Source organism: Microbacterium sp. STN6 (genome assembly GCF_026410545.1).
In the GTDB taxonomy this organism is placed as follows: domain Bacteria; phylum Actinomycetota; class Actinomycetes; order Actinomycetales; family Microbacteriaceae; genus Root112D2.
In genome coordinates, this window is sequence record NZ_JAPMIT010000001.1 from 134,608 (window position 1) to 159,261 (window position 24,654).

The 24,654-nt window shown below is 68.5% G+C and carries 19 protein-coding genes; 15 read left to right on the forward strand and 4 right to left on the reverse strand.

All coding sequences use genetic code 11. From position 1 onward, the window contains the following. Positions 1-21: 21 nt before the first annotated feature. Entirely contained in the window at positions 22-1,599 is a 1,578-nt protein-coding gene (locus tag OSC27_RS00645) for an ABC transporter permease (RefSeq protein ID WP_267179492.1), read from the reverse strand. 401 nt (positions 1,600-2,000) lie between these two features. Here OSC27_RS00645 and OSC27_RS00650 point away from each other — a divergent pair, with 401 nt between their 5' ends. The 3 genes from OSC27_RS00650 to OSC27_RS00660 all read left to right on the forward strand — a co-directional run bounded on the left by OSC27_RS00650 (position 2,001) and on the right by OSC27_RS00660 (position 5,340). Further along, entirely contained in the window at positions 2,001-2,762 is a 762-nt protein-coding gene (locus OSC27_RS00650; protein WP_323373951.1) for a response regulator transcription factor, read from the forward strand. Continuing rightward, positions 2,759-4,393 carry a sensor histidine kinase gene (locus OSC27_RS00655; protein WP_267179493.1) on the forward strand — a complete coding sequence of 545 codons (1,635 nt, stop codon included), beginning with the start codon at positions 2,759-2,761 and terminating at the stop codon, positions 4,391-4,393. The genes OSC27_RS00650 and OSC27_RS00655 overlap by 4 nt, the downstream gene beginning before the upstream one ends. Positions 4,394-4,470: 77 nt before the next feature. After that, positions 4,471-5,340 carry an NAD-dependent epimerase/dehydratase family protein gene (locus OSC27_RS00660; protein ID WP_267179494.1) on the forward strand — a complete coding sequence of 290 codons (870 nt, stop codon included), beginning with the start codon at positions 4,471-4,473 and terminating at the stop codon, positions 5,338-5,340. Positions 5,341-5,383: 43 nt separating this feature from the next. Here OSC27_RS00660 and OSC27_RS00665 read toward each other — a convergent pair whose 3' ends face one another. After that, complete coding sequence (locus tag OSC27_RS00665; protein ID WP_267179495.1) at positions 5,384-5,824, reverse strand: MarR family winged helix-turn-helix transcriptional regulator; 441 nt, start codon at positions 5,822-5,824, stop codon at positions 5,384-5,386. Between the two features lie 22 nt (positions 5,825-5,846). Continuing rightward, the gene (locus tag OSC27_RS00670) at positions 5,847-7,595 is read right to left on the reverse strand and encodes an MDR family MFS transporter (RefSeq protein ID WP_267180383.1); all 1,749 of its coding nucleotides are present in this window, start codon (positions 7,593-7,595) and stop codon (positions 5,847-5,849) included. Between the two features lie 274 nt (positions 7,596-7,869). Between OSC27_RS00670 and OSC27_RS00675 the strand changes: the two genes are divergently transcribed. From OSC27_RS00675 to OSC27_RS00720, 10 genes are all read left to right on the forward strand, one after another. Next, complete coding sequence (locus OSC27_RS00675) at positions 7,870-9,339, forward strand: MFS transporter (RefSeq protein WP_323373863.1); 1,470 nt, start codon at positions 7,870-7,872, stop codon at positions 9,337-9,339. A gap of 410 nt (positions 9,340-9,749) precedes the next feature. Continuing rightward, positions 9,750-10,265 carry a 50S ribosomal protein L10 gene (gene rplJ / locus OSC27_RS00680; RefSeq protein WP_267179496.1) on the forward strand — a complete coding sequence of 172 codons (516 nt, stop codon included), beginning with the start codon at positions 9,750-9,752 and terminating at the stop codon, positions 10,263-10,265. A gap of 96 nt (positions 10,266-10,361) precedes the next feature. Further along, positions 10,362-10,754, forward strand: coding sequence for a 50S ribosomal protein L7/L12 (gene rplL, locus OSC27_RS00685; RefSeq protein WP_267179497.1), 393 nt, complete (start codon positions 10,362-10,364; stop codon positions 10,752-10,754). A 310-nt stretch (positions 10,755-11,064) separates the two neighbouring features. After that, a complete protein-coding gene (locus OSC27_RS00690) occupies positions 11,065-11,667 on the forward strand; it encodes a MarR family winged helix-turn-helix transcriptional regulator (protein WP_267179498.1) in 603 nt (200 codons plus the stop codon). Continuing rightward, complete coding sequence (locus OSC27_RS00695; protein ID WP_267179499.1) at positions 11,664-12,929, forward strand: MFS transporter; 1,266 nt, start codon at positions 11,664-11,666, stop codon at positions 12,927-12,929. Before OSC27_RS00690 ends, OSC27_RS00695 begins: the two co-directional genes overlap by 4 nt. A gap of 230 nt (positions 12,930-13,159) precedes the next feature. Further along, entirely contained in the window at positions 13,160-14,485 is a 1,326-nt protein-coding gene (locus OSC27_RS00700; RefSeq protein WP_267179500.1) for an ABC transporter substrate-binding protein, read from the forward strand. Positions 14,486-14,503: 18 nt separating this feature from the next. Next, on the forward strand, positions 14,504-15,868 hold the full coding sequence (locus tag OSC27_RS00705) for an ABC transporter permease subunit (RefSeq protein ID WP_267179501.1): 1,365 nt from the start codon (positions 14,504-14,506) through the stop codon (positions 15,866-15,868). Further along, positions 15,865-16,749 (forward strand): carbohydrate ABC transporter permease, encoded by an 885-nt coding sequence (locus OSC27_RS00710; RefSeq protein WP_267179502.1) that lies wholly within the window; start codon positions 15,865-15,867, stop codon positions 16,747-16,749. Before OSC27_RS00705 ends, OSC27_RS00710 begins: the two co-directional genes overlap by 4 nt. Before the next feature lie 67 nt (positions 16,750-16,816). Next, on the forward strand, positions 16,817-18,682 hold the full coding sequence (locus tag OSC27_RS00715) for an ABC transporter ATP-binding protein (protein ID WP_267180385.1): 1,866 nt from the start codon (positions 16,817-16,819) through the stop codon (positions 18,680-18,682). A gap of 284 nt (positions 18,683-18,966) precedes the next feature. Next, positions 18,967-20,226 (forward strand): Nramp family divalent metal transporter, encoded by a 1,260-nt coding sequence (locus OSC27_RS00720; protein WP_267180386.1) that lies wholly within the window; start codon positions 18,967-18,969, stop codon positions 20,224-20,226. Between the two features lie 67 nt (positions 20,227-20,293). Here the strand turns inward: OSC27_RS00720 and OSC27_RS00725 are convergent, their stop codons facing one another. After that, complete coding sequence (locus OSC27_RS00725) at positions 20,294-20,962, reverse strand: metal-dependent transcriptional regulator (RefSeq protein WP_267179503.1); 669 nt, start codon at positions 20,960-20,962, stop codon at positions 20,294-20,296. 206 nt (positions 20,963-21,168) lie between these two features. Here OSC27_RS00725 and OSC27_RS00730 point away from each other — a divergent pair, with 206 nt between their 5' ends. Together OSC27_RS00730 and OSC27_RS00735 are read left to right on the forward strand one after the other, a co-directional pair. Then, entirely contained in the window at positions 21,169-23,118 is a 1,950-nt protein-coding gene (locus OSC27_RS00730; protein WP_267179504.1) for an FUSC family protein, read from the forward strand. A gap of 153 nt (positions 23,119-23,271) precedes the next feature. Continuing rightward, complete coding sequence (locus OSC27_RS00735; protein WP_267179505.1) at positions 23,272-24,636, forward strand: cystathionine beta-synthase; 1,365 nt, start codon at positions 23,272-23,274, stop codon at positions 24,634-24,636. The last annotated feature ends 18 nt before the right edge of the window (positions 24,637-24,654 follow it).

Below are 24,654 nucleotides of genomic sequence, written 5' to 3' on the forward strand. Positions count from 1 at the left end.
GATGCCGGTTCGTCCGACGGCTCAAGCCACGGATCGCAGCGCCGCCGCGGGCCGCAGCCGGGAGGCCCGCCATCCGCCGATCGCGCCGGCGATGAGGCCGCCGAGCACCGCGAGCCCGACCGCGATGAGAATGACCCACAGCGTCACCGGCGCGTTGAGCACCACGTCGGTGCTCGCGGCCGCCTGCCTCGTGAAGCCGCCGGGACCTGCGCCCGTGAAGGCGCCGCCGCCGCCGAAGCCGCCGGCCGAGGCGCCACCCGCGCCGGTCGTGCCCGCGGCACCGCCGAGCCGCCCGAGGCGGCCGGCGGCATCCGCTGTGCTGTTCTGACCGAGCGTGCCCGAGAGCGTTGGCGCGAGCAGGTTGACCACGAGGATGCCGATGAGGCCGACCGCGATGCCGATGACGCCGCCGATGAGGCCCTGCACGACCGACTCGCCTGCGACCTGGCCGACGACGCGGCGGTTGCTCCAGCCGATGGCCTTCAGCGTGCCGAACTCGCGGGTGCGGCGGGTCACGCCCGAGATCGTGAAGAGGATGGCGATGAGGAACGCCGCGGCCAGCACGATCAGCGACAGCCAGGTGCCGAGGCCCGCAACGAGTTCGCCCGCGCTGCCGAGGGAGCCCGAGACCGTCGACGCGAGGTCGGCCTGGGTGCTCACGGTGGTGCTGGGCAGCTTCTTCTCGAGAGCGGTCTTGACCTGCGCGATATCGTCAGCGGATGCCGCCGTCACGTAGATGGTGCTGATCTTGCCGGCATTGCCGGAGAGCGTCTGCGCCACGTCGAGCGGAACGTAGACGTTCGACGCCGTGGTCGCATCGGAGCCGCTGGCCGAGACGAGGCCGACGATCGTGAAGTCAGTGCCGCCAACGGTGATGGTGTCGTCGAGCGCGAGATCGGCGGCCTTCGCGTAGCTGGTGTCGAGCACCGCAACATGCTTGCCGGTGTCGGACTTCGTGAAGGCGCGACCCTTGGCCAGCGTCGTCGCGGAGAGGGGACCGACGTCGCTGCCCGCGGGGTCGATGCCGAGAACGGAGAAGCTCGACACGGTGAACGAGCTGCCTCCCGCGCCGTCGGCGCCGCCCGTCGGTGCGGGCGTCGATGCTGCGGCCCCGCTGCCGCCACGGTCTTCGCGGGCCTCGCGCAGCTGCTGGAAGTTCGGCAGGGTGCCGTCGAAGGTGGAGTTCGTCAGCGAGAGCACGCCGGCGGCGGCTGCCACGCCGGTGACGCTCTTCGCCCTGGTCAGGGCCGATGAGGCCATGACGGGCGCATCCGGCCTCGACTCAAGACGGGATTGATGCACCTCACGGCTGCCAGTCGAGGAGTCTGCGTCGCCGGAATCGGCGCCGAAGTCGAAGCGGCCGCGGCCCGGGCCGTTCGCGGTTGTGCCCTGCCCGGGCGCCTGCGCCGGCTTGGTGACGGTGATGTCGGTGCCGACCCCGTAGACGCTCTTGAGCACGGCGGCCTGGGCGTCTTTGACGCCGGCAGACACCGAGTTGACGACGATCACCAGGGCGATGGCGAGGGCCATTCCGATCGCGATGATGATCGACTGCTTGCGCCGATTCGTGAGCTCGCGGCGAAGGTATGTAGCGAACATGTCTCTCCAAGCACGGCGGCCCGCACGCGCCTCTCGTCGGTGACGGGGCGGTGGCTGCCAGGCCGAAGCTAGGCGCGGTGGCTATGCCGGTGCTTGCCCGCGTCTATGGATCGCCTGAGGGCACGGCGAACCTGCGCCGCTCCCTCCCCGCTCCCGCGCTCCCGTCGCACCTGCCTGCCTGCTTGCCTGACGCTCCGACTGCCACTCCACCGTCCCCTCACCTGCGGTTCAACAGGAGGAATCGGTCGACATGCCGCTCGCGCCACGGTCGCGGGCGGCGTGTCGTCACACTTCTCCTGCAGAACGACACCGGTATGCGGGTGCCGGACCTCTCGCACAGCCGCCGCATAGGCTTCTCAAAGCGACTCACAGGCATCCGCGCAGACAATGGGAGCGTGACCATGAACGACCGTGCCCAGCAGAGCCAGACCAGCCCGTCCGCGCAGAAGACGGTGCTGCGCCGCCCCGACGGCAGCCCGATTCGCGTGCTCGTCGTCGACGACGAGACCACGCTCACCGACCTGCTCTCGATGGCGCTGCACTACGAGGACTGGGAGGTGCGCACGGCGGCGACCGGCCACGAGGCACTCACGAGAGCCCGCGAATTCTCGCCCGACGTCATGGTGCTCGACGTGATGCTGCCCGACATCGACGGCCTGCAGGTGCTCGGCCGCCTGCGCGCCGACGGCTACGACGCGCCCGTGCTGTTCCTCACCGCCAAGGACTCGCTCGACGACCGCATCGCGGGCCTCACCGCCGGCGGCGACGACTACGTCACCAAGCCGTTCAGCCTCGAGGAGCTCGTCGCCCGCCTGCGCGGCCTGCTTCGCCGCTCGCGCGCAGCGATCGTCGACTCGTCAGACCCGCGCCTCATCGTGGGCGATCTCATGCTCGACGAAGACAGCTACGAGGTGCAGCGCTCGGGCGAGAACATCTCGCTCACGGCCACGGAGTTCGAGCTGCTGCGCTTCCTCATGCGCAACCCGCGCCGCGTGCTGAGCAAGGCGCAGATTCTCGACCGGGTCTGGAGCTACGACTTCGGCGGCTCCTCGAGCGTCGTCGAGCTCTACATCTCGTACCTGCGCAAGAAGATCGACGCCGGCCGCGAGCCCATGATCCACACGGTGCGCGGTGCCGGCTATATGGTCAAGGCCGCCACATGAGCGACGCCGCCGGGGGCGACGAGCGCCCTGGCGAACGGCACGCGGATGGGCGGGCCGCGCGAGTACTCGCGCGCATCCGCCCCTTGCGTTCCGTCTCGCTGCGCACCCGTCTGGTTGTCGCCGTCGTCGCGCTGCTCGCGATCGTGAGCGTGTTCGTCGGGGTTGCCAGCGTGCTCGCACTGCGGTCGTCGCTGATGAACCGGCTCGACGAACAGCTCGACGGGGTGATCGGCCGCGCGCAGAACGTGGTGCAGCACGACCCGGGCAGCTTCGGCGGCAACCCGAGCGCGCCCATTGGCGGGCTCGTGGGCGCACGGGGCCAGCCGACGGGCACGTTCGGCGCGCTGATTACGCACGGCAACATTCTGATCCAGGGGTATTTGGACCCCTCGGCGACCACGAAGATCGTGGTCAAGGACCTCTCGCGGCAGCTGCTCGCGCTGCCCGTCGACTCGACGCCGCGCACGGCCGACCTCGGGGCGGGGCTCGGCCAGTACCGGGTGGTCGCGACGCCGCTGCAGACCGGCGACGAGCTGGTCGTCGGCCTTCCCATGCGTGAGCTGAGCACGACGGTGTCGCAGCTCGTCTTCGTGATCGTCGTGGTGGCGATCGCCGGCCTCGCCATCGCCGCTGCCGCCGCCACCGTCATCGTGCGGCTCGCGCTGCGACCCCTGCAAAGCATGGCGGCCACGGCGCAGCAGGTCTCCGAGATGCCGCTCGAGCGCGGCGAGGTGGCGCTCGCTGTCCGCGTTCCCGAATCGGCGACCGACACGCATACCGAGGTCGGCACGATGGGAGCCGCACTGAACCGCATGCTCGGGCACATCGCATCCGCTCTGAGTGCCAGGCAGGCGAGCGAGCAGAAAGTGCGGCGCTTTGTCGCGGATGCAAGCCACGAGCTGCGCACGCCCCTCGCGTCGATACGCGGCTACGCCGAGCTGACGAGGCGCGGCCCGCATGAGCTGCCGCCCGATGTCACCCGCTCGGTGTCGCGCATCGAGTCGGAGGCCACGCGCATGACCACGCTCGTGGAGGACCTGCTGCTGCTCGCCCGGCTCGACGAGGGCCGCGACGTGAGCCGCGCGAACGTGGATGCGACCAGCCTCATCGTCGACGCCGTCAGCGACGCGCATGTGGCCGGCCCCGACCACGAGTGGAAGCTCGAGCTGCCCGAGGAGCCTGTGGAGGTCTACGGCGACGGCCCGCGGCTGCACCAGGTGGTGGCGAACCTGCTGGCGAACGCGCGCGTGCACACCCCGGCGGGCACGACGGTGACGGCGTCGATCGAGGTGGAGCACAGGCCAGCGGATGCCGGTGGTGCCCCACCCACCGGTGCAGCCGGTCTCGTCAGCGGCCCCGCTGCCGTCATCACGATTGCCGATGACGGCCCCGGCATCGACCCGGACCTGCTGCCGAACCTGTTCGAGCGCTTCGTGCGCGGCGACAGCTCGCGCTCGCGGGCCACTGGCAGCACGGGCCTCGGCCTCGCCATTGTGCGCGCCGTGGTCGACGCGCATGGCGGCAGCGTCGAGGTCGTCAGTGAGCCGGGCGCCACCGCGTTCCACGTGCGCCTGCCCCTGGCCCCGCCCGAGCCCCCGCCCACCGCAGCGCCCGCCCCGCCGCCCGAGTAGCGTCGAAGACGCCACCCCGCCGGTCGAGTAGCGTCGAAGACGCGTATCGAGACCCCCGCCCGCAAAGGAGCACACGCATGAGAATCGCCCTCACCGGAGGCTCGGGAAAGCTCGGCCGTACCGTTCTGCGCGTGCTGCGCGAGCATGGCCATGAGGTCACGAGCCTCGACATCGCCGCGCCCCGCGAGCCCGGCGCGCTGCGCGTCGACCTCGATGACTACGGCCAGGTCGTCGACGCGCTCTTCGGCGTGCGCGACGGCAACGACGGCGCGGGCCCCGAGACAACCCCGTACGACGCCCTCGTGCACCTCGCCGCCATCCCGGCGCCCGGCATCGCGAGCGACGTCGCCACCTTCCACAACAACATGCCGGCGACGTTCAACGTCTTCCAGGCGGCGCGTCGCACCGGCATCCGTACCATCGTTTACGCCTCGAGCGAGACGGTTCTCGGCCTGCCGTTCGACGTGCCGCCGCCCTACATTCCGGTCGACGAGGAGTACCCCGCGCGTCCCGAAAGCGTCTACTCGCTCGTCAAGCACCTCGAGGAGCAGATGGCGATCCAGCTCACCCGCTGGGACCCGCAGCTGACGATCGTCGCCCTGCGCTTCTCCAACGTCATGGACCCAGACGACTACGCCGACTTCCCCGGCTACGACGCCGACCCGCGCACCCGCAAGTGGAACCTCTGGGGCTACATCGACGCCCGCGACGGCGCCCAGGCCGTCGAGAAGGCGCTCGAGTACGACGGCACCGGCTTCGAGCGCTTCATCATCGCCGCCGCCGACACCGTCAGCTCACGCCCCAACGACGAGCTCGTCGCCGAGGTCTTCCCGGGCGTGCGCCTCACGCGCGATCTGGGCGAGCACGACACCATGCTCTCCATCGACAAAGCCAAGCGGATGCTGGGCTACGCCCCCGAGCACAGCTGGCGAACCGTAGCGGGTTGACGAGCGCCCCAGGCGCGTCTCGAAACCGCGCGTCCCAAGACCCTCACCCAAGCTCATTGATGCGCGCCAGCAGCTCCCCGAGCTTCTCCAGATCCTGCTGCGACCACTCGCCGAGCCCCTCGCGGAGCTTGCGGCGCTCGTCACGGTGCACGGCGCCCACCCGCTCGAGCGCGTGCGGCGTGGCCACGAGGTAGGCGGCGCGCCGATCCTCCTCGTCGGCCTCGCGCACCACGAGCCCCAGCTCCTCGAGCTGGCGAAGCTGCCTGCTCACGATGCTCTTGTCGAGCTCGAGGGTCTCGGCGAGCACCCGCGCGTGCACGGGGGCGAGGCGAACGATCGCGTTCAGCATTGAGAACCCGAGCGGGCTGAGCGCCGGGTCCACGCGCAGGGCACGCTCGCGCATCCCTCTCTTCACGTGTGAATACAGCTGCGAGAACTGCTCCTCGACCCCCGCGATCGCCTGCTCGAGGCCGTCGTGCGTCATGACCGGCATCATAGGCCGTCGATCAGTCGCGATTCTCGTCGCGGGCGGTATCCGCGAGATCCGCGTCGAGCGGGCGGGCGCCGATCATGGCGTCGGCGACGTCGACGAGCGTCTCCTCCGCATGCTCCGCAGCGTTCCCGTGCGCGACGGCGAACCCGGCTGCGCTCGCGCCGCTGGCAGCAACCGCGACGTGGGCGCCCGCGGGCACCGGGGCAGCGGATGCGGCATCCGTCTTCTCGGCAAGACGCTGCAGCGTGGTCTTCGAGCCGAGCGGCATGTTGGGCAGGAACGCGACCGCGATGAGGGTGACGAGAGCCAGCGGCGAGGCGATGAGGAAGATCTCGGCGACCGACTGCCCGTAGATCGACTCGACGATGATGCGAACGCCGTGCGGCAGCTCGCTCACCTTCGGAATGGTGCCGCTCTGCATCGCCTGCGCGATCTGCGCACCCCCCTCGCCGAGCTTCATGATGGCGGCCTTGAGGGCATCCGCCTTGTCGATCATGAGGTTGGCGACGCTCGTGCCGAGCACTGAGCCCATGACCGAAACGCCGATCGTGCCGCCCAGGCTGCGGAAGAACGAGACGGCCGCGCTCGATGCGCCCATCTGCTCTGCCGCCACCGTGTTCTGCACGATGAGCACGAGGTTCTGCATGACCATGCCGACGCCGGCTCCGAGCACGAACATGTACACCGAGAGCACGACGTAGTTCGTGTCGTAGCTGATGGTGCCCATGAGGAACATGCCGACCGTGAGCATGGCGGCGCCGAGCACCATGTAGCCCTTCCACTTGCCGAAGCGGCTGATCAGGTTGCCGATCAGGGTGGAGGAGACGAGCAGCCCGCCGATCATGGGCAGCGTGAGCAGGCCCGACTCGGTGGGCGTCGCGCCTCGGGCCAGCTGCATGTACTGGCTGAGGAACACGGAGGTGCCGAACATGGCCACGCCGACCGAGATGCTGGCGACGACCGCGAGAGTGAACGTGCGGTTGCGGAACAGGCCGAGCGGAATGATGGGCTCGGCGGCCTTCACCTCGACGATGATCATGGCGGCGAGCATCAGAACGGCACCGCCTACCATCCAGAGCGTCGTCCAGCTCATCCACTCGAACTGGCTGCCGCCCATGGTCACCCAGATCAGCAGCAGCGAGACGCCGCCGGCCAGCAGGGCAGCGCCCGCGTAGTCGACGCGGACCTTGCGGCCGCTCAGCTTCGGCAGGTGCAGGGTCTTCTGCAGCAGGATGATCGCGATGATCGCGACGGGCGCGCCGACGAAGAAGTTCCAGCGCCATCCGATCGAATCGGTGATGAGGCCGCCGATCAGTGGGCCGCCGACGGTGCCGAGCGCCATGATGCCGCCGAAGAGGCCCATGTAGCGGCCGCGCTCACGCGGGCTGATGATGTCGGCCATGATGATCTGGCTGAGCGCGGTGAGGCCGCCGGCGCCGAGGCCCTGCAGCACGCGGAAGAGGATGAGCGTGCCCGTGTCCTGCGAGAAGCCGGCGAGGGCGCTGCCGAGCACGAAGACGAGCAGCGAGAGCTGAATGAGCAGCTTGCGGCTGACGAGGTCGGCGAGCTTGCCCCAGATCGGCGTGGAGACGGTGGTGGCGAGCAGGGTCGACGTGACGACCCAGGTGTAGGCGGTCTGGTCGCCGCCGAGGTCGGAGATGATGCGGGGCAGCGAGGTGCTGACGACGGTTCCGGCGAGGATCGAGACGAACATGCCGAGAAGCAGTCCGGAGAGGGCCTGCAGCACCTGACGGTGCGACATAGCGGATGCCGCGGGCGTGTCGCCGGCGGTAGGCACGCTCGTGCCCTGGGTTGACGTGGATGTCACGGGTGGTGTTTCTCCTGAAGACGAAGCGGGTGAAGTCGAAAGTTGTATTCGTCAACTATACATATTAGTTGATGTAGCGCAACTATCGCCGCGGCGTCTCTCTGCACGCGACGCGCCCCGCGCATCCGCGCCGTGAATCGCCGGCCTCGCCTGTCGTGGCGGCCCTGGAAGCCCCGGGGTAGCGTCGAAAACGGCGACAGGGGGCGCGATGGCGACGACAGATCAGAAGGCGATCTCCACCAGGATTCCCGCGCGAATGGACCGGCTGCCGTGGTCGCGCTGGCACTGGATGGTCGTGATCGGCCTCGGCACCGTCTGGATCCTCGACGGGCTCGAGGTCACGATCGTCGGCTCGATCGGCTCGCGTATCACCGAGCGCAGCAGCGGGCTGGGCCTCACCGCAGCGGAGGTGGGCCTCGCCGCGGCCATCTACGTCGCCGGCGCCTGCTGCGGATCCCTCGTCTTCGGCTACCTCACCGATCGCTTCGGCCGCCGCAACCTTTTCATGATCACGCTCGGCCTCTACCTGCTTGCCACGGTCGCCACGGCCTTCTCGTTCACGCCCCTCTTCTTCTTCGTGTGCCGCTTCTTCACGGGCGCCGGCATCGGCGGCGAATACTCGGCGATAAACTCGGCGATCGACGAGCTCATCCCCGCCCGTCGCCGCGGCGTGGTCGACCTCGCGATCAACGGCTCGTACTGGCTGGGCACCGCGTGCGGCGCCGTGCTGACGGTGTTCCTGCTGAACAAGGACATCTTCGCCGCAGACATCGGATGGCGCCTCGCCTTCGGGCTCGGCGCGCTGTTCGGACTCATCATCCTGGTGGTTCGCCGCAACGTTCCCGAGTCTCCGCGCTGGCTCTTCATCCACGGCAGAGACGAGGAGGCGGAGAAGCTCGTCGGCGACATCGAGCAGCAGGTCGAGGAGTCGACGGGCGAGCAGCTCGAGGCGGTGCCGAAGGACAAACAACTCGAGATCCACCAGCGCAAGACCACGAGCTTCTTCGAGATCATCCGCGTCGGCTTCACGGTGTACCCGAAGCGGTCGGTGCTCGGCCTCTCCCTGTTCATCGGGCAGGCGTTCCTCTACAACGCCGTCTTCTTCACGTATGCGCTCGTGCTGACGAAGCTGCTCAACGTGCCGGACTCGGTCGCCCCGTGGTCGCTCGTGCCCATCGCCGTCGGAAACTTCCTCGGCCCCGTGCTGCTCGGCCCGCTGTTCGACAGCGTCGGCCGAAGGATCATGATCAGCGGCTCGTACATTCTCTCCGGGTTGCTGCTCGTGGGCACCGCGCTTCTCTTCGGCGGGGGAGTGCTCGACGCCACCTGGCTCACCGTGTGCTGGGTCATCGTGTTCTTCTTCGCCTCCGCCGGGGCGAGCTCGGCCTACCTGACGGTGAGCGAGATCTTCCCCATGGAGACCAGAGCCATGGCCATCGCGTTCTTCTACGCGGTCGGCACCGGGCTCGGCGGCATTATCGGGCCGCTGCTGTTCGGTCGGTTCGTCGACCAGGGGGTCGACGCCGTGGTAGTGGGGTACTACATCGGCGCCGGTCTCATGATTGCCGCTGGCCTCGTGGAGGTGTTCCTCGGCATCGACTCGGAGCGCAAGTCGCTCGAGGACATCGCCGACCCGCTCTCCAAGAAGAAGGAGAACGCGCCCGCGGGAGCGAAGTGACGGGCAGAGCGGGTTGAGGAGGCGCGAAGCGCCGCGGGAGTGGGTTGAGGAGGCGCGAAGCGCCGTCTCGAAACCCCGTTCGCTCAAGGGTTTCGAGACGCGGCCGTCGGCCGCTCCTCAACCAGCATTGGGGGTTTCGAGACGCGGCTCTCGGCCGCTCCTCAACCGGCAGGCCGATTTGCGGATCGCCCTTCTGCTCACGTACTCTGTACGAAGCCAAAGACCGCTGGTTATCGGTGCGCGCGCGCAAGCTGGGCGCATCCGATCGAAGGTTCGAGTATGAACAACCCGCGCAGGTGTATGTGAACTTTTCTCGCGGTCATTCGCGAATCGAGCTCCATGCCCTGCGCATGGAGCTTTTTTCATGCCCGGGCCCGGGGCTGCCGGCACAGAAATATTGAGGAGTGGCCATGGCGAACAAGGAAGCCACGGTTGCCGAGCTCACGGAGAAGTTCCAGAGCTCGAGCGCCGTTCTGCTGACCGAGTACCGCGGCCTCACTGTTGCGCAGCTCAAGCAGCTGCGTCGAAGCATCAGTGCGGACGCGTCGTACGCCGTGGTGAAGAACACGCTGACCAAGATCGCGGCGAACAAGGCAGGCATCTCGTCGTTTGACGACGAGCTCGTCGGCCCGTCCGCGATCGCGTTCGTGCACGGTGACCCTGTCGCCGTCGCGAAGGCTCTTCGTGACTTCGCCAAGGCAAACCCTCTTCTGGTAGTCAAGGGCGGCTATTTCGATGGCAACCCGCTGACCGCCGCAGAGGTAGGCAAGCTCGCCGACCTCGAGTCCCGTGAGGTGCTGCTGGCCAAGCTGGCCGGCGCCTTCAAGGCCTCGCTGTTCGGAGCCGCATATCTGTTCAACGCACCGCTGTCGAAGGCCGTTCGCACGGTCGACGCGCTGCGCGACAAGCAGGAGTCCGCAAGCTAGTCGGCCGAGAGGTTGGTCCCCCCGGCAGGGTGCGCAGCATCCGTCGCCGAGGGCATGCACGCGGTGAGTACATCAGAGATACAAGGAGAAGAAACAATGGCAAAGCTGTCAACCGACGAGCTGCTGGACGCCTTCAAGGAGCTCACGCTCATTGAGCTCAGCGAGTTCGTGAAGAAGTTCGAGGAGACCTTCGAGGTCACCGCCGCCGCTCCCGTCGCGGCCGCCGCAGCTCCGGCTGCCGGTGGTGCCGCGGGTGGTGCCGAAGAGGTTGAGGAGAAGGACTCCTTCGACGTGATCCTCGAGGCCGCCGGCGAGAAGAAGATCCAGGTCATCAAGGAGGTGCGCACGCTCACCAGCCTCGGCCTCGGTGAGGCGAAGGCCCTCGTTGACGGCGCCCCCAAGCCTGTGCTCGAGGGTGTCAACAAGGAGGCCGCCGACAAGGCCAAGGAGCAGCTCGAGGGTGCCGGCGCGACCGTCACCGTCAAGTAATCTGCGCATCTCGTAGGTTCTCTTCGAAAGGGCGCCGACCCGCAACTGCGGGCGGTGCCCTTTTGCGCGCCTACCGCCGCCCCACCGCCGACACCGCGGCCCCCGCCGCCGCCCTGGCGATCAGCAATGTCGCTCTGCAGGAAGAATCGGCAGACACGCCGCCGAAGATCGCTGCAGGCACGGGGTGTCGGCCGAATCTTCCTGCAGAGCTGCGCGCCCGGGCTACCGCCGCCGCCCCACCGCCGCCATCGCCGCCGACCTCGGAGACGCCGGATTGGATTTAGTTAGGCGGGCTATATATAATAGAGACATGCCAACCCAAGAAATCCTTACTTCGGCGCGCCCGGACGCCGACACAGCAAGTAGCAACACAGCAACCAGCCAAACTGCAGTCAGCAATAGTGCGCACAGCAACACTGCGCACAGCAACACTGCGCACAGCGCCGACGGCGCCAGCGGCCTGCAGCGCACCCTCAGCGATCTCGTGCAGACCAGCCACCGGCTCACCCGCCTCGCCGCCCACGTGAGCGGTAACACCGAGTCACCAGCCACGTGGCGCACCATCAGCGTGCTGCAGAGCTTCGGCGCCATGCGCCTCGGCGAACTCGCCACCCGCAGCCGCGTCTCCCAGCCCACCATGACCAAGCTCGTACGCAACCTCGTGGAGCGCGAGTGGGTCAAGCGCATCGCCGACACCGATGACGCCCGCGCCTGGCAGATCGCCAGCACCCGCAAGGGCGAGGCCGCGCTGCAGCAGTGGCGCGACACCATCGCGACGGCCCTCGTTCCCCTCTTCGAGGACATCACCGACGACGAGGCCGAGGTTCTGCGTCGCGCGGTCGACATCATCAGCTCGCGAGAGAGACTCACGGATGCCGCATCCGCTGCCCTGCTCGACGGGGCCGCCCGATGAGCCGCACCGCCACGGCGCCCCACGCCTCGTCGTCGGGCTCGGCCAGCATCCTCAAACAGCCGACCGCCGTGTGGGCGGTCGCCTTCGCGTGCGTCATCGCCTTCATGGGAATCGGCCTCGTCGACCCCATCCTGCCCGCCATCGCGGGGGAGCTGAAGGCCACGCCTACCGAAACGGAGCTGCTGTTCACGAGCTACCTCGTGATCACGGGCGTCGCCATGTTCTTCACGAGCTGGCTCTCCAGTCGCATCGGCGCCAAGAAGACCCTGCTCATCGGCCTCGCGCTCATCGTGATCTTCGCGGCCGCGGCCGGGCTCTCGCAGAACGTCGAGTCGATCATCGGCTTCCGCGGCGGGTGGGGGCTGGGGAACGCGCTGTTCATCTCGACGGCACTTGCCACGATCGTGGGTGCCGCCTCGGGCGGCACCTCATCCGCGATCATTCTGTATGAGGCAGCGCTGGGTCTCGGCATTGCGGTCGGCCCGCTGCTCGGCGGGCTGCTCGGCGGCATCAGCTGGCGGGGGCCGTTCTTCGGCACGGCCGTGCTCATGGCGGTCGGTTTCGTTGCGATCGTCACGCTGCTGAAGAAGGATCCCGAGAGCCCGCAGCCGACGCCGCTCTCGGCGCCGTTCCGCGCGCTCGCCAGGCCGGCGCTCGCGGTTATGGCCGGCGCCGCCCTGTTCTACAACATCGGCTTCTTCGTGCTGCTCGCCTACACGCCGTTCGCCCTCGTGCCGCTCGGTCTCTCGAGTGCCATGACGCTCGGGTTCATCTTCTTCGGCTGGGGCGTCGCGGTCGCCGTGAGTTCCGTGTGGCTCGCGCCGCTGCTGACGTCGCGCATGCGACGCACCCGCGTGCTCTGGACCATGCTGCCGGTGCTCGCGGCCGACCTCCTGGTCGCGGGGCTGCTGATCCACTCGGCCGCGGGGCTCATCGCGTGCGTGATCGTGGGCGGGCTGTTCCTCGGCATCCTGAACACGGTGCTCACCGAGAGCGTGATGGAGGCGACGGATCTGCCGCGCTCTGTCGCGTCGAGCGCCTATTCGGGCGTCCGCTTCCTCGGCGGCGCCATCGCCCCGCCGCTGGCCACCGTACTCGCCGACACCATTGCGCCGTCGACGCCGTTCTTCATGGCGGCTGTCTCAGTGCTCATCGCGGCGGCGCTCGTCATCGCCGGCTCGCGCGCGCTGCGCCGTGCCGACGGCGGGCACGAGAGCCAGCTCGAGGAGGCCGAGGCGATCTCGCTCGCCGACGCCAGCTGAGGCCGCGTCGATTGCCGCCCTCTGCACTCGCCGCGTGCGCGGCCCTCGGGCGACCCCGTGCTTTGGTTGCCAAGTTGCAACCTTAACCGGGTGCGAGTCTGTCCACCCCTCAGTAGGGTGTCAGAAAGGAACCACCTGTAAACCGGCCCTCGATGTGCCCGGCGTACCCGGCCGGCACGGCGAAGCCGGCAGCGGGTGCCCTGCTCGGCACGCTCAAAGAGGAGAGACAGATGGCAAAGGCAATACGACGTCGACTGATTCCGATCATGGCAGCCATGGGTGTCACGGCGCTCGCGCTCGGCGGGTGCTCGTCCGGGGGTTCCGACAACTCCGGCGGGGGCGGCAATTCGTCCGGCGGCAGTGAGCTGAAGGGCGTGACCCTCAACGTCGCGGCGGACTGGTCGGGCGCCGAGCAGAAGAACTTCGAGAAGGTACTCGCGCAGTTCGAGAAGGAGACCGGAGCCAAGGTCAACTACACCAGCTACGGCACCAACGTCGCGACCACGCTGAACACGAAGGTCGAGGGCGGCGACCCGCCTGACGTCGCGGTCATTCCGCAGCCCGGGCTGCTCACCTCGCTCGCCAAGGCCGGCAGCCTGATCGAACTCGACAGCGCGACGCTCGACGAGGTCAAGGCCAACTTCGCCAAGACCTGGGTCGACCTCGGCAGTGTCGACGGCAAGGCGTACGGCATCTGGTTCAAGGGCTCGAACAAGTCGACAGTCTGGTACAACACCAAGGTCTACGACCAGGCCGGCGCGACGGTGCCCAAGACGTGGGACGAATTCATGAAGACGCTGAAGCTCATCTCCGACTCCGGCACGTACGGGCTCTCCATTGGTGCGGATGCCGGTTGGCCGCTCACCGACTGGTTCGAGAACGTGTACCTCCGCACCGCCGGCCCTGACATGTACGACAAGCTCACCAACCACGAGATCCCGTGGACCGACCCGTCGGTGACCAAGGCGCTCACACTCCTCGGCACCCTGTGGGGCGACAAGGCGATCGTGGAACCGGGCACCGCACAGCGCACCTTCGGCGACTCGGTCACCGAGGTGTTCGGCGCAACCCCCAAGGCAGGAACGGTCTACGAGGGCGACTTCGTGGCAGGCAACATCGCCAGCAGCACCAAGTCGAAGGTCGGTGAGAACGCGAAGTTCTACGACTTCCCCTCGATCGACGGGTCTGAGCCCGCGGTCGTCGGCGGTGGAAACGCGGCCATCCAGCTGAAGAAGAACAAGGGTGCTGCCGCGCTCATGAAGTACCTCGCCGGGCCCGAAGCGGCAACCATCTGGGTCAAGCTCGGCGGATTCACCTCGCCGAACAAGAAGGTCGACATGTCGGCATACCCGGATGCCACGTCGAAGCAGATCGCCGAGGCGCTGGTGAACGCGAAGACGTTCCGGTTCGACATGTCTGACTCGGCGCCGAGCGCATTCGGTGGAACGAAGGGGTCGGGTGAATGGCAGATTCTGATCGACTTCTTCAACAACCCCACCGATGTGCAGGGCACGCAGCAGAAGCTCGAGGCGGCCGCCGTGCAGGACTACAAGTAACCGGCAGAGGTCGACGCCATGACAACCGCTCCGGTTGCCGAGCGCACACGCACCGAGGGGGAGGGCGCCTCGCGCCCTCCCCGTCGGGCGCGCACGCGCCGCACCATCTACACGGCGCTCGCGTTTCTCGCGCCGGCCCTCGTGCTGCTCGGCGTTCTGGTGGCCTACCCGGTCATCTACTCGATCTGGCGTTCCCTGTACGACGCGGCGGGCACGAACTTCCTGGGGCTCGGCAACTACGCCACGATGTTCACCGATCCGGCCACGTTCGTCGCCATTCGCAACAACATCATCTGGGTCGTCGTGGTGCCGGTCAGCGTCACGATCCTCGGCCTGATCTTCGCCGTGCTCATGGACAAGATCAAATGGGGCATCGCGTTCAAGCTGATCGTGTTCATGCCCATGGCCATCTCCATGGTCGCGGCCGGCGTCATCTTTCGCACTGCGTTTCAGGAGAACCCGCAGCTCGGCTCAGTGAACGCCGGCCTGGTCGCCATTCACGACGCCTTCGCCCCCAACTCGTCGTACCCGAACGCCCGACCGCGGCCTGACGCCGGCATCACGCAGGCGAAGAGTGGCGCCATCACGTCGAACGACGCGGTGCAGGCTGGCGGCGAGGCAAACTTCCCGCTCCTGGCGATCAACCAGGAGAACGTGCCGGCCACCGCGAAGACCGGCGCGCCCGCGCCTGCGGCGAAGTCGGATGAGATCACGGGCACGGTCTGGCTCGACTTCGTGCGCGGCGGCGGCGGCCAGAACGGCCAGCTCGGCGACGGCAAGAAGGGGTTGCCGGGTGTCGAAGTCGACGCAGTCGACGCATCCGGTGCCGTGGTAGGCAAGGCGACGACGGATGCGGACGGCACCTACGCGATCGCCTCGCTCGCGTCGGGCAGCTACACCGTCACCCTGCCTGCGTCGAACTTCCAGGCCGCCTACACCGGAATCTCGTGGCTCGGCCCGACGCTCGTGACCGCCGTGGTCATCCTCAGCTACGTCTGGATCTGGGCCGGCTTTGCCATGGTGATGATCGCATCCGGCTTGTCTGCCATGGACCGCTCTCTGCAGGAGGCGGCGCGCATGGACGGGGCGAACGAGTGGCAGGTGTTCCGGCGCATCACGGCGCCTCTGCTCTCGCCCGTGCTCATCGTGGTGTTCATCACCCTCATCGTGAACGTGCTGAAGATCTTCGACCTGGTCTACGTGATACCCCCTGCCTCATCGTTGCCGGATGCGACGGTGATCGCCGTGCAGATGTGGTCGGTGTCGTTCGGCGGCGGCAACGACCAGGGCCTCGGCAGCGCACTCGCCGTGCTGCTGCTGATACTCGTGCTGCCGTTCATGATCATCAACGTGCGCAGGTTCAGGACGGAGAGGGAGCAGTGACCACGACCGATCTCAGCATCGTCAGGGGCAAGCGCAGCGCCGCCGGCCGTGTCGTCGACTTCTTCGGCAAAGGTGTCGTCAACCTGGTGCTGCTGATCGTCGCGGTCTTCTGGCTCGTGCCGACCGTGGGCCTCTTCCTTTCGTCGCTGCGCTCGAGCACCGACAACGGGCAGAGCGGCTGGTGGACGGTGTTCACGGCACCGGCCCAGTTGACCCTGAAGAACTACGAGAACCTGCTGGGCAATGCGCAGTTCATGGGTTCGTTCTGGAACACCATCGTCATCACGGTGCCCGCGACGATTCTGGTGGTCGTGATCGGTGCGCTGGCGGGCTACGCGTTCGCGTGGGTAAAATTTCCCGGTCGCGACTGGCTGCTGATCGCGGTCATCGTGATGCTCGCCGTGCCCGTGCAGGTGGCGCTGATCCCGATCGCGAAGCTCTACGGCTCGCTCGGGCTGTTCGGCAGCATCATCGGCGTCATCCTGTTCCACACGGCGTTCGGCCTGCCGTTCGCCATCTTCCTGCTGCGCAACTTCTTCACGCAGGTTCCCGGAGAGCTGATGGAGGCGGCCCGGCTCGACGGCGCGAGCGAGATGCGCATCTTCTCGCGCATCGTGCTGCCGCTCGGCATGCCCGCCGTCGCGTCGCTCGGCATCTTCCAGTTCCTGTGGGTGTGGAACGACATGCTCGTCGCGCTGATCTTCACGAACGCGTCGTCGCAGCCGGTGACGGTGGCGATCCAGAGCCAGCTGCGGCAGTTCGGGGCGAACATCGACGTGCTGTCGTCGGGAGCGTTCCTGTCGATGATCATTCCGCTGATCGTGTTCTTCGCGTTCCAGCGCTACTTCGTCACGGCGCTGCTGGCCGGCTCGCAGCGCTGAGGCTGTGCCTGAACCGCGACCGGCGCCAGCGGGCCGCGAGCGCGATTAGGCTCATCGGGTGAGCAATGTGCGCGGCGGCGGGCGAGGTCGCGTGTCGGGCGGCGACTACGCCGCTCAGCGCGCTGCTAATGCCGAGGCTCCGCGCATCCGCAATCTGGGCCGCCGCATCGCTCGGCTCTTCGCGCCGCACAAGGCCGCGCTCATCGTCACGGTCGTGCTCGTGCTCGCGGGCGCCGCGTTCACGGTCATTCCGCCGCTGCTGACCAAGCGCGCGTTCGACGAGGGGCTCTTCGCCCGCGGCGGGCCGAACCTGCCGGTGCTCGCGGTCATCGTGGGGTTCATGATCGCGGTGTACGTGTCGTCGGCGCTGCTCGGCGTGTGGCAGACGTATCTGACGGCGTCGGTCGGCAATCGGGTCATGGGCGACCTGCGCGTGCGCCTGTTCACGCACCTGCAGGCCATGGAGTTGAGCTTCTTCACACGCACGAAGACGGGCATCATCCAGTCCCGGCTGCAGAACGACGTGGGCGGCGTGGCCAGCGTGCTCACAAACACGGTCTCGAGTGTGCTCGGCAACACGGTCACCGTGATCGCCGCGTTCATCGCCATGCTGCTGCTGGATTGGCAGCTCACCGTCGTCGCGGTCGTGCTCATGCCCTTCCTCGTCATCGCGCAGCGCCGTGTCGGGCAGGTGCGTGCGCGCATTGCGACCAAGACGCAGGAATCGCTCTCCGACATGACCGCGATCACGCAGGAGACCCTGAGCGTCTCCGGCATCCTGCTCGCGAAGAGCTTCAACCGGCAGGGCTCCGAGATCGCGCGTTACGCGGGCGAGAACGAGAACCAGATCGGCCTGCAGCTGCGCCAGGCGATGAGCGGGCAGTGGTTCTTCGCCATGGTTAACGTGTTCCTCTCCAGCATCCCCGCGGTGGTCTACCTGGTGGCGGGCTGGCTGCTCGTGGGCGGCGCTACCGGTATCTCGGCGGGCACGATCGTGGCGTTCACCACGGTGCAGGCCCGGCTGCTGTTCCCGCTGCTCGGCATCATGCGGGTGGCCCTCGACCTGCAAACCTCGGGAGCGCTCTTCGCCCGCATCTTCGAGTACCTCGACCTGAAGCCCGCCATCGCCGACCGAGCGGATGCGCGCGACGTCGCCCCTGGCGAGGCCCGCGGGCGGTTGCAGTTCGACGACGTGACCTTTTCGTACCCGGATGCGCGCGACGGCGAGCGGCCGACCCTCGACGGCGTCTCGTTCACCGTCGAGCCAGGCCAGTTCGCGGCGTTCGTCGGGCCGTCGGGCGCCGGCAAGACGACCGTGTCGTACCTGGTGCCGCGCTTCTACGACGCGACGGGCGGCCGCGTGCTGTTCGGCGGCACGGACGTGCGCGAGTTGCGTCAGGAGTCGCTGGTTGAGCACATCGGCGTGGTGAGCCAGGAGACGTATCTCTTTCATGCGTCCATCGCCGAGAACCTGCGCTACGCGAAGCCGGACGCGACCCAGGAGGAGCTGGAGTCGGCGGCTCGGCGCGCGAATATCCACGAGACGATCGCGAGCTTTCCCGACGCGTACGACACGCTCGTGGGGGAGAGAGGCTACAGGCTCTCGGGTGGCGAGAAGCAGCGCATCGCGATTGCGCGCGTGCTGCTGAAGGACCCGGAAGTGCTCGTGCTCGACGAGGCGACGAGCGCGCTCGACTCCATCTCGGAGCACGTGGTGCAGCAAGCGCTCGATACGGCCGCGCGAGGGCGCACGACGATCGCCATCGCGCACCGGCTCTCGACGATCATCGCGGCCGACGTGATCTTCGTGGTCGAGCGCGGCCGCATCGTGGAGCGCGGCACGCACGGGCAGCTTCTCGCCGCCGGCGGCAGCTACGCGCGCCTGTACGCGCAGCAGGTTGACGGCACCACCAGCGCCACGGTGGTCGAGTAGGCCGCCCCGCGGTCATATCACGGTGGTCGAGTAGGCCGCCCCGCGGCCGTATCGAGACCCCCCGAACCAAAACGACGGAGTAAGCCGGTCTCAGGGGCGTTTTTCGCGCCGACGGGGCCGCATCCGTCACAATGTCCGTCGTTTTCGTTCGGGGCGGCTGCCGCTCCGGCGGGACGGTGGCCGCGCGCCAGCGAGGGCTAGCAGCGAAGCCCAGAATTGTTAGGCTGGTCTAACACTTGCGGATGCGCGCAGTCACCCGCGGCGAGACTTCGAAGGGCGAGGTGATGGCGAGCGACGTGAGCGACGTGAGCGTTGAGCAGGTGAAGCGTACGTCGGCGCGGCTGCTGACGCTTCTCGGCCCGGCGTTCGTTGCCGCCATCGCCTATGTCGACCCCGGCAATGTCGCCGCCAATCTGACCGCCGGGGCCAAGCATGGCTACCTGCTCGTGTGGGTTCTCGTGATGGCGAACGGCATGGCGGTGCTCGTTCAGTACCAGTCGGCACGGCTCGGCCTCGTCACGGGCCGCAGCCTGCCCGAGTTGCTTGGCGAGCGACTGCGGCCGGCCGCGCGCCGATCCTTCTGGGTGCAGGCCGAGCTCGTGGCCGCCGCCACCGACCTCGCCGAGGTGATCGGCGGCGCCCTCGCCCTGCGCATGCTCTTCCACGTGCCCCTTGTGCTCGGCGGGGTCATCGTGGGGGCCGCGTCCATGGTGTTGCTCATCGTGCAGTCGCGCGGTGGCCAGCGCCCGTTCGAGGCCGTGATCCTCACGCTGCTCGGGGTCATCACGGCCGGCTTCATCGCGGGCTTGTTCATCACCGGCGTCGATTGGCCGGCCGCGGCGGGCGGGCTCCTGCCCCGCTTCGATGGCGGCGGCAGCGTGCTGCTGGCCGCGAGCATGCTCGGGGCTACCGTGATGCCGCACGCTATCTACCTGCACTCGGCGCTGGTCCGCGATCGTCACGGCAGGCAGACGGATGCCGCGAAGCTCTCGCGCCTCATCACCGCGACGCGCTGGGACGTCGGCACGGCCCTGGTGATCGCCGGCGCCGTGAACATCGCCATGCTCCTGCTGGCCGCGGCGAGCCTCGGCGGCGCCTCGGGGACCGACACGATCGAGGGAGCGCACGCGGCGATCACGCACGCGCTCGGCCCCGTGATCGGCGTCGCGTTCGCGGTGGGGCTGCTCGCTTCCGGCCTTGCCTCGACGTCGGTCGGCAGCTACGCGGGTGCGAGCATCATGGCCGGGCTGCTGCGAGTGCGCGTGCCTCTGCTCGTGCGACGGGTCATCACGCTGCTGCCCGCGCTCGCGATCCTCGCGTTCGGCGCGGATCCCACGTGGGCGCTCGTGCTCAGCCAGGTGTTCCTCAGCCTCGGGATCCCGTTCGCGGTCATCCCGCTCATGACGCTCACGGGCGACCGCGCACTCATGGGGAAGCACGCGAACGGGCGCTGGATGCGCGCGGTCGGCTGGCTGGCGGTCGCGCTGATCGTGTGCCTCAATGTCGCGCTCATCGTGCTGACGATCCTGGGGCAGAGCACGTAGCGGTCCCGCGACCTTCGTGCAGCCCGGGACCTTCGTGCAGCCCCGGCGCCCTCGTGCAGCCCCGGACTCAGACGGCGGCGACCCAGACGGCAGCGACCTGCGCCGCGCTGAGCTCGACGGGCGCGGTACCGGCGACGCACGCCAGCCCACCGGCATCCGCTGCTCTGTATTGCACGGTCAGCCCCGCGCCGGGTCGGATGCCGAGGCGGCCGACGCTGGCGAGCACAGCGTGGTCGGCGTCAGAGACGCGCTCGACGGCGAGCTCGGTGTCGGCCGGCGCGTCGGCAAGCGGGATCGCGTTCGGGCGGTGCGGGCGGCCGTCGGCAGTGGGGATCGGGTCGCCGTGCGGGTCGCGCAGCGGGTGGCCGAGCCGGGCGTCGATGCGCTCAACGAACGCGTCCGACACGGCGTGCTCGAGAACCTCGGCCTCGTCGTGCACCTCGGTCCAGTCGTAGTCGAGCAGTTCGACGAGGAACGTCTCGAGCAGCCGGTGCCTGCGCACCATGCTGACGGCGTGCACCCGGCCCTCCTCGGTCAGCTCGATGCTGCCGTACGGTTCGTGCTCGAGCAGCCCTTTGTCGACCAGACGACGGATGCCGTCGGACACCGTCGCCGCGCGTACCCCCATGCGCTCCGCCAGTTGCGTGACCGTGATCGGAGTCGGCGACCATTCGGTGGCGCTCCAGATGGCCTTCAGGTAGTCCTGTGCGGCGTTCGTCAGCTGGGAGACGGACATACCTCCATCCTAGGAGGGGGTGCTGCCTGCCATCCGAATCTCGTCGGCTACGCTCACGCCGCTCTGCTCGAGGGTCGCGGGACCCGAAAGCGCATGCCGGGACCCTATATAACTGGTCCGCCGAGCGTGTTTTGGGTCCCGAGAACCGGATTCGTCAGCCCCTGAGTCCCGGAGCGTCATGTCGCCGACACTCCTAGGCTGGCGGCATGGTCTCGCAGTCGATCGGGTGGGTCGCCGAGCTTCTGCGCCCGAAGCCCGCGCCGATCCCGTGGCCGCGGGTGCTGCGCACTGCAGTAGCCGTGGCGACGCCGGTGAGCGTGGGCATGGCGATCGGGCAGCTCGGCGGCGGGCTGGTGTGCTCGATCGGCGCGCTCGCCGCATCCATCGCTGATAAAGAGGGGCCGTACCGCGCGCGCATCAGCCGCATCGGAATCGTCGCGGCGTCCGGCTCGACCGGCTTCGCCCTCGGCGGCCTCGCATTCGGCCACCCCCTCATCACGCCGTTGCTCGTGTTGGCGGCGGCGCTCGTCTCGGGTCTCGCCAGCGTGCTCGGCAATGTGGCATCGGTCGCAAGCCTGCAGTTCCTCATCTACGTGATCGTCGCGTCGGGCGTGAGCTTCGGCAACGGGCCCGCATGGATGCCGCCGCTGCTCTACTTCACCGGTGCGGCGTGGGCGTTGCTGCTGTCGCTCTCTGGCGGCATCGGTCGCACAACGGCGCCCGAGCGGCTCGCGGTCGCCGAGGTGTACCGCTCCCTCGCCGTGCTGATGGAGATGTCGGGCGGCAGCCGTGGCGAGGAGGCCCGCAGGGAGCTGACGAACGCGATGAACACCGCGTACGACACGGTCGTGTCATATCGGGCCGCGGTCGGCGGCCGCGAGAAGCGCGTGCGACGGCTCGCCGCCCTGCTGAACGCGGCCACGCCCCTTGTCGAACAGACGGTCGCGCTCGTTCGCTCCGGCGTCGACATTCCGCTTCGTCTCTCGGGAACCGTGCGCTCATTCGCCTTCGCCATTCAGCAGGGCACCTGGCACGGCCGCAACCCCGTTGAAAGCACAGCGGATGCTGTCGGCACCACCTCGCGCGGCCCGGAATCCGCCGAGCTGGCCGGCCTGAAGAAGAGCCTCGACGCGATAGGGGCCATCATCGTCGACGGCAAGGAGGCGGAGGACGACGCCGCGCGCACTCCGAGCGGGGGCGACCGGCTGGCGGCGCTGCGGGACGCCGTTGCGGGCGGCCGTGGAACGTGGCTGCCGATCATCCGCCTGGTCATCTGTCTCGGCATCGCCCAGCTGGCCGGCCTCTTCGTGCCGGCCGAGCGACCGTACTGGATCGCGCTGACGGTGGCGGTGACGCTCAAGCCCGACTTCGGTTCGGTGTTCGCGCGCGCCGTACAGCGCGGCATCGGAACGATCGTCGGCGTGCTCATCGGCACGGCGCTGTTGACCCTCGTACCGCGCGGCGTCCCGGTGCTGGCGGCGATCGCGCTCTTCGCCGCCGCACTGCCGGTCGTGCAGCGCCGCAACTACGGTCTCTTCGCCACGCTGCTGACGCCCGTCATCGTGCTGCTGCTCGACCTCGGCCACGGCCCCGACGAACAGCTCGTCGTCAGCCGCCTGCTCGACACGAGCATCGGCTGCGCCATCGTGCTCGCCTTCGGCTACCTGCCCTGGCCCGCCACCTGGCGCTCGGGGGCCCACATGGCCGGCAAGGTGGCCGACGTGGCCGACGACGTTCGGCGTTACGTTCGCGTCGCCCTCGCCACACACGACCACGACCGCCGCGCCGTGCGCCGGCACACCTACCGGCGCCTCGCCGACCTGCGCGTCGCGCTGCAGCAGGCGCTCGCCGAGCCACCGCTCGTCAGCAGGCAGGCCGCGGTGTTCTGGCCGGTCATCGTCGCGCTCGAGCGCGTCACCGACGCCGTGACGGCGTCGGTCATCCGCTCTGGGTACGGTTCGCCGCCGGCCACCGACCGGGGCGTCGAGCAGGTGGTCGCGTACCTGCGTGAGTTCGCGTCTGCCATACGTGAAGGCAGGCCAGCGGATGCGAGCCCGCTGCCCGACGAGCCCGCCCTCGACGGCGTGGTCGCCGAACTGCGCGCGGCCGGTGCCGTCATTCAGGGGCCGCATGAGAGCGTCGGCGGCCCACGCTAGGCTGGGTTGCATGTCGCAGCTCTGTTGTCGTCGCTGAGTCTCCAGGTCTCGATACGCGCCTTGGCGCTACTCGACCACCGGGCCGTCCATCGCCATCGCGCGTGCAGGGCCACTTCGCATCAGACGACATGACAACGTAAGGAACGCAACGACATGAAGTACGCCGAGACCATTCTCGATCTCATCGGCAACACGCCGCTCGTCAAGCTCAACGCCGTGGCCGAGGGCATCGCGGCCACGGTGCTCGTGAAGGTCGAGTACCTGAACCCGGGCGGCTCGTCGAAGGACCGCATCGCCACGCGCATCATCGATGCCGCTGAGCGCGAGGGCAAACTGCGGCCCGGCGGCACCATCGTCGAACCGACGAGCGGCAACACCGGCGTCGGCCTCGCGCTCGTCGCACAGCAACGCGGCTACCGCTGCGTGTTCGTGCTTCCCGACAAGGTGGGTGAGGACAAGCGCAACGTGCTCACGGCCTACGGCGCCGAGATCGTCGTGACGCCGACCGCGGTCGCGCCGGAGGATCCCGACTCGTACTACAGCGTTTCCGACCGTCTGGTCGCCGAGATCCCCGGAGCATTCAAGCCGAACCAGTACGCCAACCAGAACGGGCCGCTCAGTCACTACGAGACCACGGGGCCCGAGATCTGGCGCGACACCGAAGGCCGCATCACGCACTTCGTCGCGGGCGTCGGCACGGGCGGAACCATCAGCGGAACCGGTCGCTACCTTAAAGAGGTATCGAACGGCGAGGTGCGCATCGTCGGCGCCGACCCCGAGGGGTCGGTGTACTCGGGCGGGACCGGGCGGCCATACCTGGTCGAGGGCGTCGGCGAGGATTTCTGGCCTGCCGCCTACGACCCGAGCGTGGTCGACGACGTCATCGCCGTCTCCGACGCGGAGGCGTTCGCCATGACGCGTCGGCTCGCCCGCGAAGAGGGGCTGCTCGTGGGGGGCTCCAGCGGCATGGCGGTGGTGGCGGCGCTGCGTGCCGCGGCATCCCTCGGCGCTGACGATGTCGTGGTGGTGCTGCTGCCCGACGGCGGGCGCGGGTACCTCGGCAAGATCTTCAACGAGAAGTGGATGCGCTCATACGGCTTCAGTGACGTGCCCGACGAGTCCACGGTGGGCGACGTGATCAAGACGAAGAGCGGGCAGCTGCCGTCTCTCGTGCACGCGCACCCCAGCGACACGGTGCACGACGCCGTCGCGATCATGACCGAGTACGGCGTCTCGCAGCTGCCGGTGCTCTCGGCCGAGCCGCCCGTCGTGCTCGGCGAGGTCGTGGGGGCGATCGAGGAGCGCGATCTGCTCGAGAAGGTCTTCAGCGGGCAGGCGGCCATGGGCGACAAGGTGCAGGGCTTCGCCGGCGCGCCGCTGCCGCTCATCGGCATCAACGAGTCGGTGTCGGCGGCCCGCGCCGCGCTGGCCGGTGCGAACGCCCTGCTCGTGACCGACGGCGGCAAGCCCGTCTCGGTGCTCACCCGCCACGACCTGCTGACCTACCTCAGCGCCTGAATTGACCCACGACTACGC

Excerpts from the sequence above, each read along its gene's own strand:
- OSC27_RS00645 (WP_267179492.1), bottom strand. The coding sequence starts at position 1,599 with ATGTTCGCTACATACCTTCGCCGCGAGCTCACGAATCGGCGCAAGCAG.
- OSC27_RS00650 (WP_323373951.1), top strand. The coding sequence starts at position 2,001 with ATGAACGACCGTGCCCAGCAGAGCCAGACCAGCCCGTCCGCGCAGAAG.
- OSC27_RS00655 (WP_267179493.1), top strand. The coding sequence starts at position 2,759 with ATGAGCGACGCCGCCGGGGGCGACGAGCGCCCTGGCGAACGGCACGCG.
- OSC27_RS00660 (WP_267179494.1), top strand. The coding sequence starts at position 4,471 with ATGAGAATCGCCCTCACCGGAGGCTCGGGAAAGCTCGGCCGTACCGTT.
- OSC27_RS00665 (WP_267179495.1), bottom strand. The coding sequence starts at position 5,824 with ATGACGCACGACGGCCTCGAGCAGGCGATCGCGGGGGTCGAGGAGCAG.
- OSC27_RS00670 (WP_267180383.1), bottom strand. The coding sequence starts at position 7,595 with ATGTCGCACCGTCAGGTGCTGCAGGCCCTCTCCGGACTGCTTCTCGGC.
- OSC27_RS00675 (WP_323373863.1), top strand. The coding sequence starts at position 7,870 with ATGGCGACGACAGATCAGAAGGCGATCTCCACCAGGATTCCCGCGCGA.
- rplJ (WP_267179496.1), top strand. The coding sequence starts at position 9,750 with ATGGCGAACAAGGAAGCCACGGTTGCCGAGCTCACGGAGAAGTTCCAG.
- rplL (WP_267179497.1), top strand. The coding sequence starts at position 10,362 with ATGGCAAAGCTGTCAACCGACGAGCTGCTGGACGCCTTCAAGGAGCTC.
- OSC27_RS00690 (WP_267179498.1), top strand. The coding sequence starts at position 11,065 with ATGCCAACCCAAGAAATCCTTACTTCGGCGCGCCCGGACGCCGACACA.
- OSC27_RS00695 (WP_267179499.1), top strand. The coding sequence starts at position 11,664 with ATGAGCCGCACCGCCACGGCGCCCCACGCCTCGTCGTCGGGCTCGGCC.
- OSC27_RS00700 (WP_267179500.1), top strand. The coding sequence starts at position 13,160 with ATGGCAAAGGCAATACGACGTCGACTGATTCCGATCATGGCAGCCATG.
- OSC27_RS00705 (WP_267179501.1), top strand. The coding sequence starts at position 14,504 with ATGACAACCGCTCCGGTTGCCGAGCGCACACGCACCGAGGGGGAGGGC.
- OSC27_RS00720 (WP_267180386.1), top strand. The coding sequence starts at position 18,967 with ATGGCGAGCGACGTGAGCGACGTGAGCGTTGAGCAGGTGAAGCGTACG.
- OSC27_RS00725 (WP_267179503.1), bottom strand. The coding sequence starts at position 20,962 with ATGTCCGTCTCCCAGCTGACGAACGCCGCACAGGACTACCTGAAGGCC.
- OSC27_RS00730 (WP_267179504.1), top strand. The coding sequence starts at position 21,169 with ATGGTCTCGCAGTCGATCGGGTGGGTCGCCGAGCTTCTGCGCCCGAAG.
- OSC27_RS00735 (WP_267179505.1), top strand. The coding sequence starts at position 23,272 with ATGAAGTACGCCGAGACCATTCTCGATCTCATCGGCAACACGCCGCTC.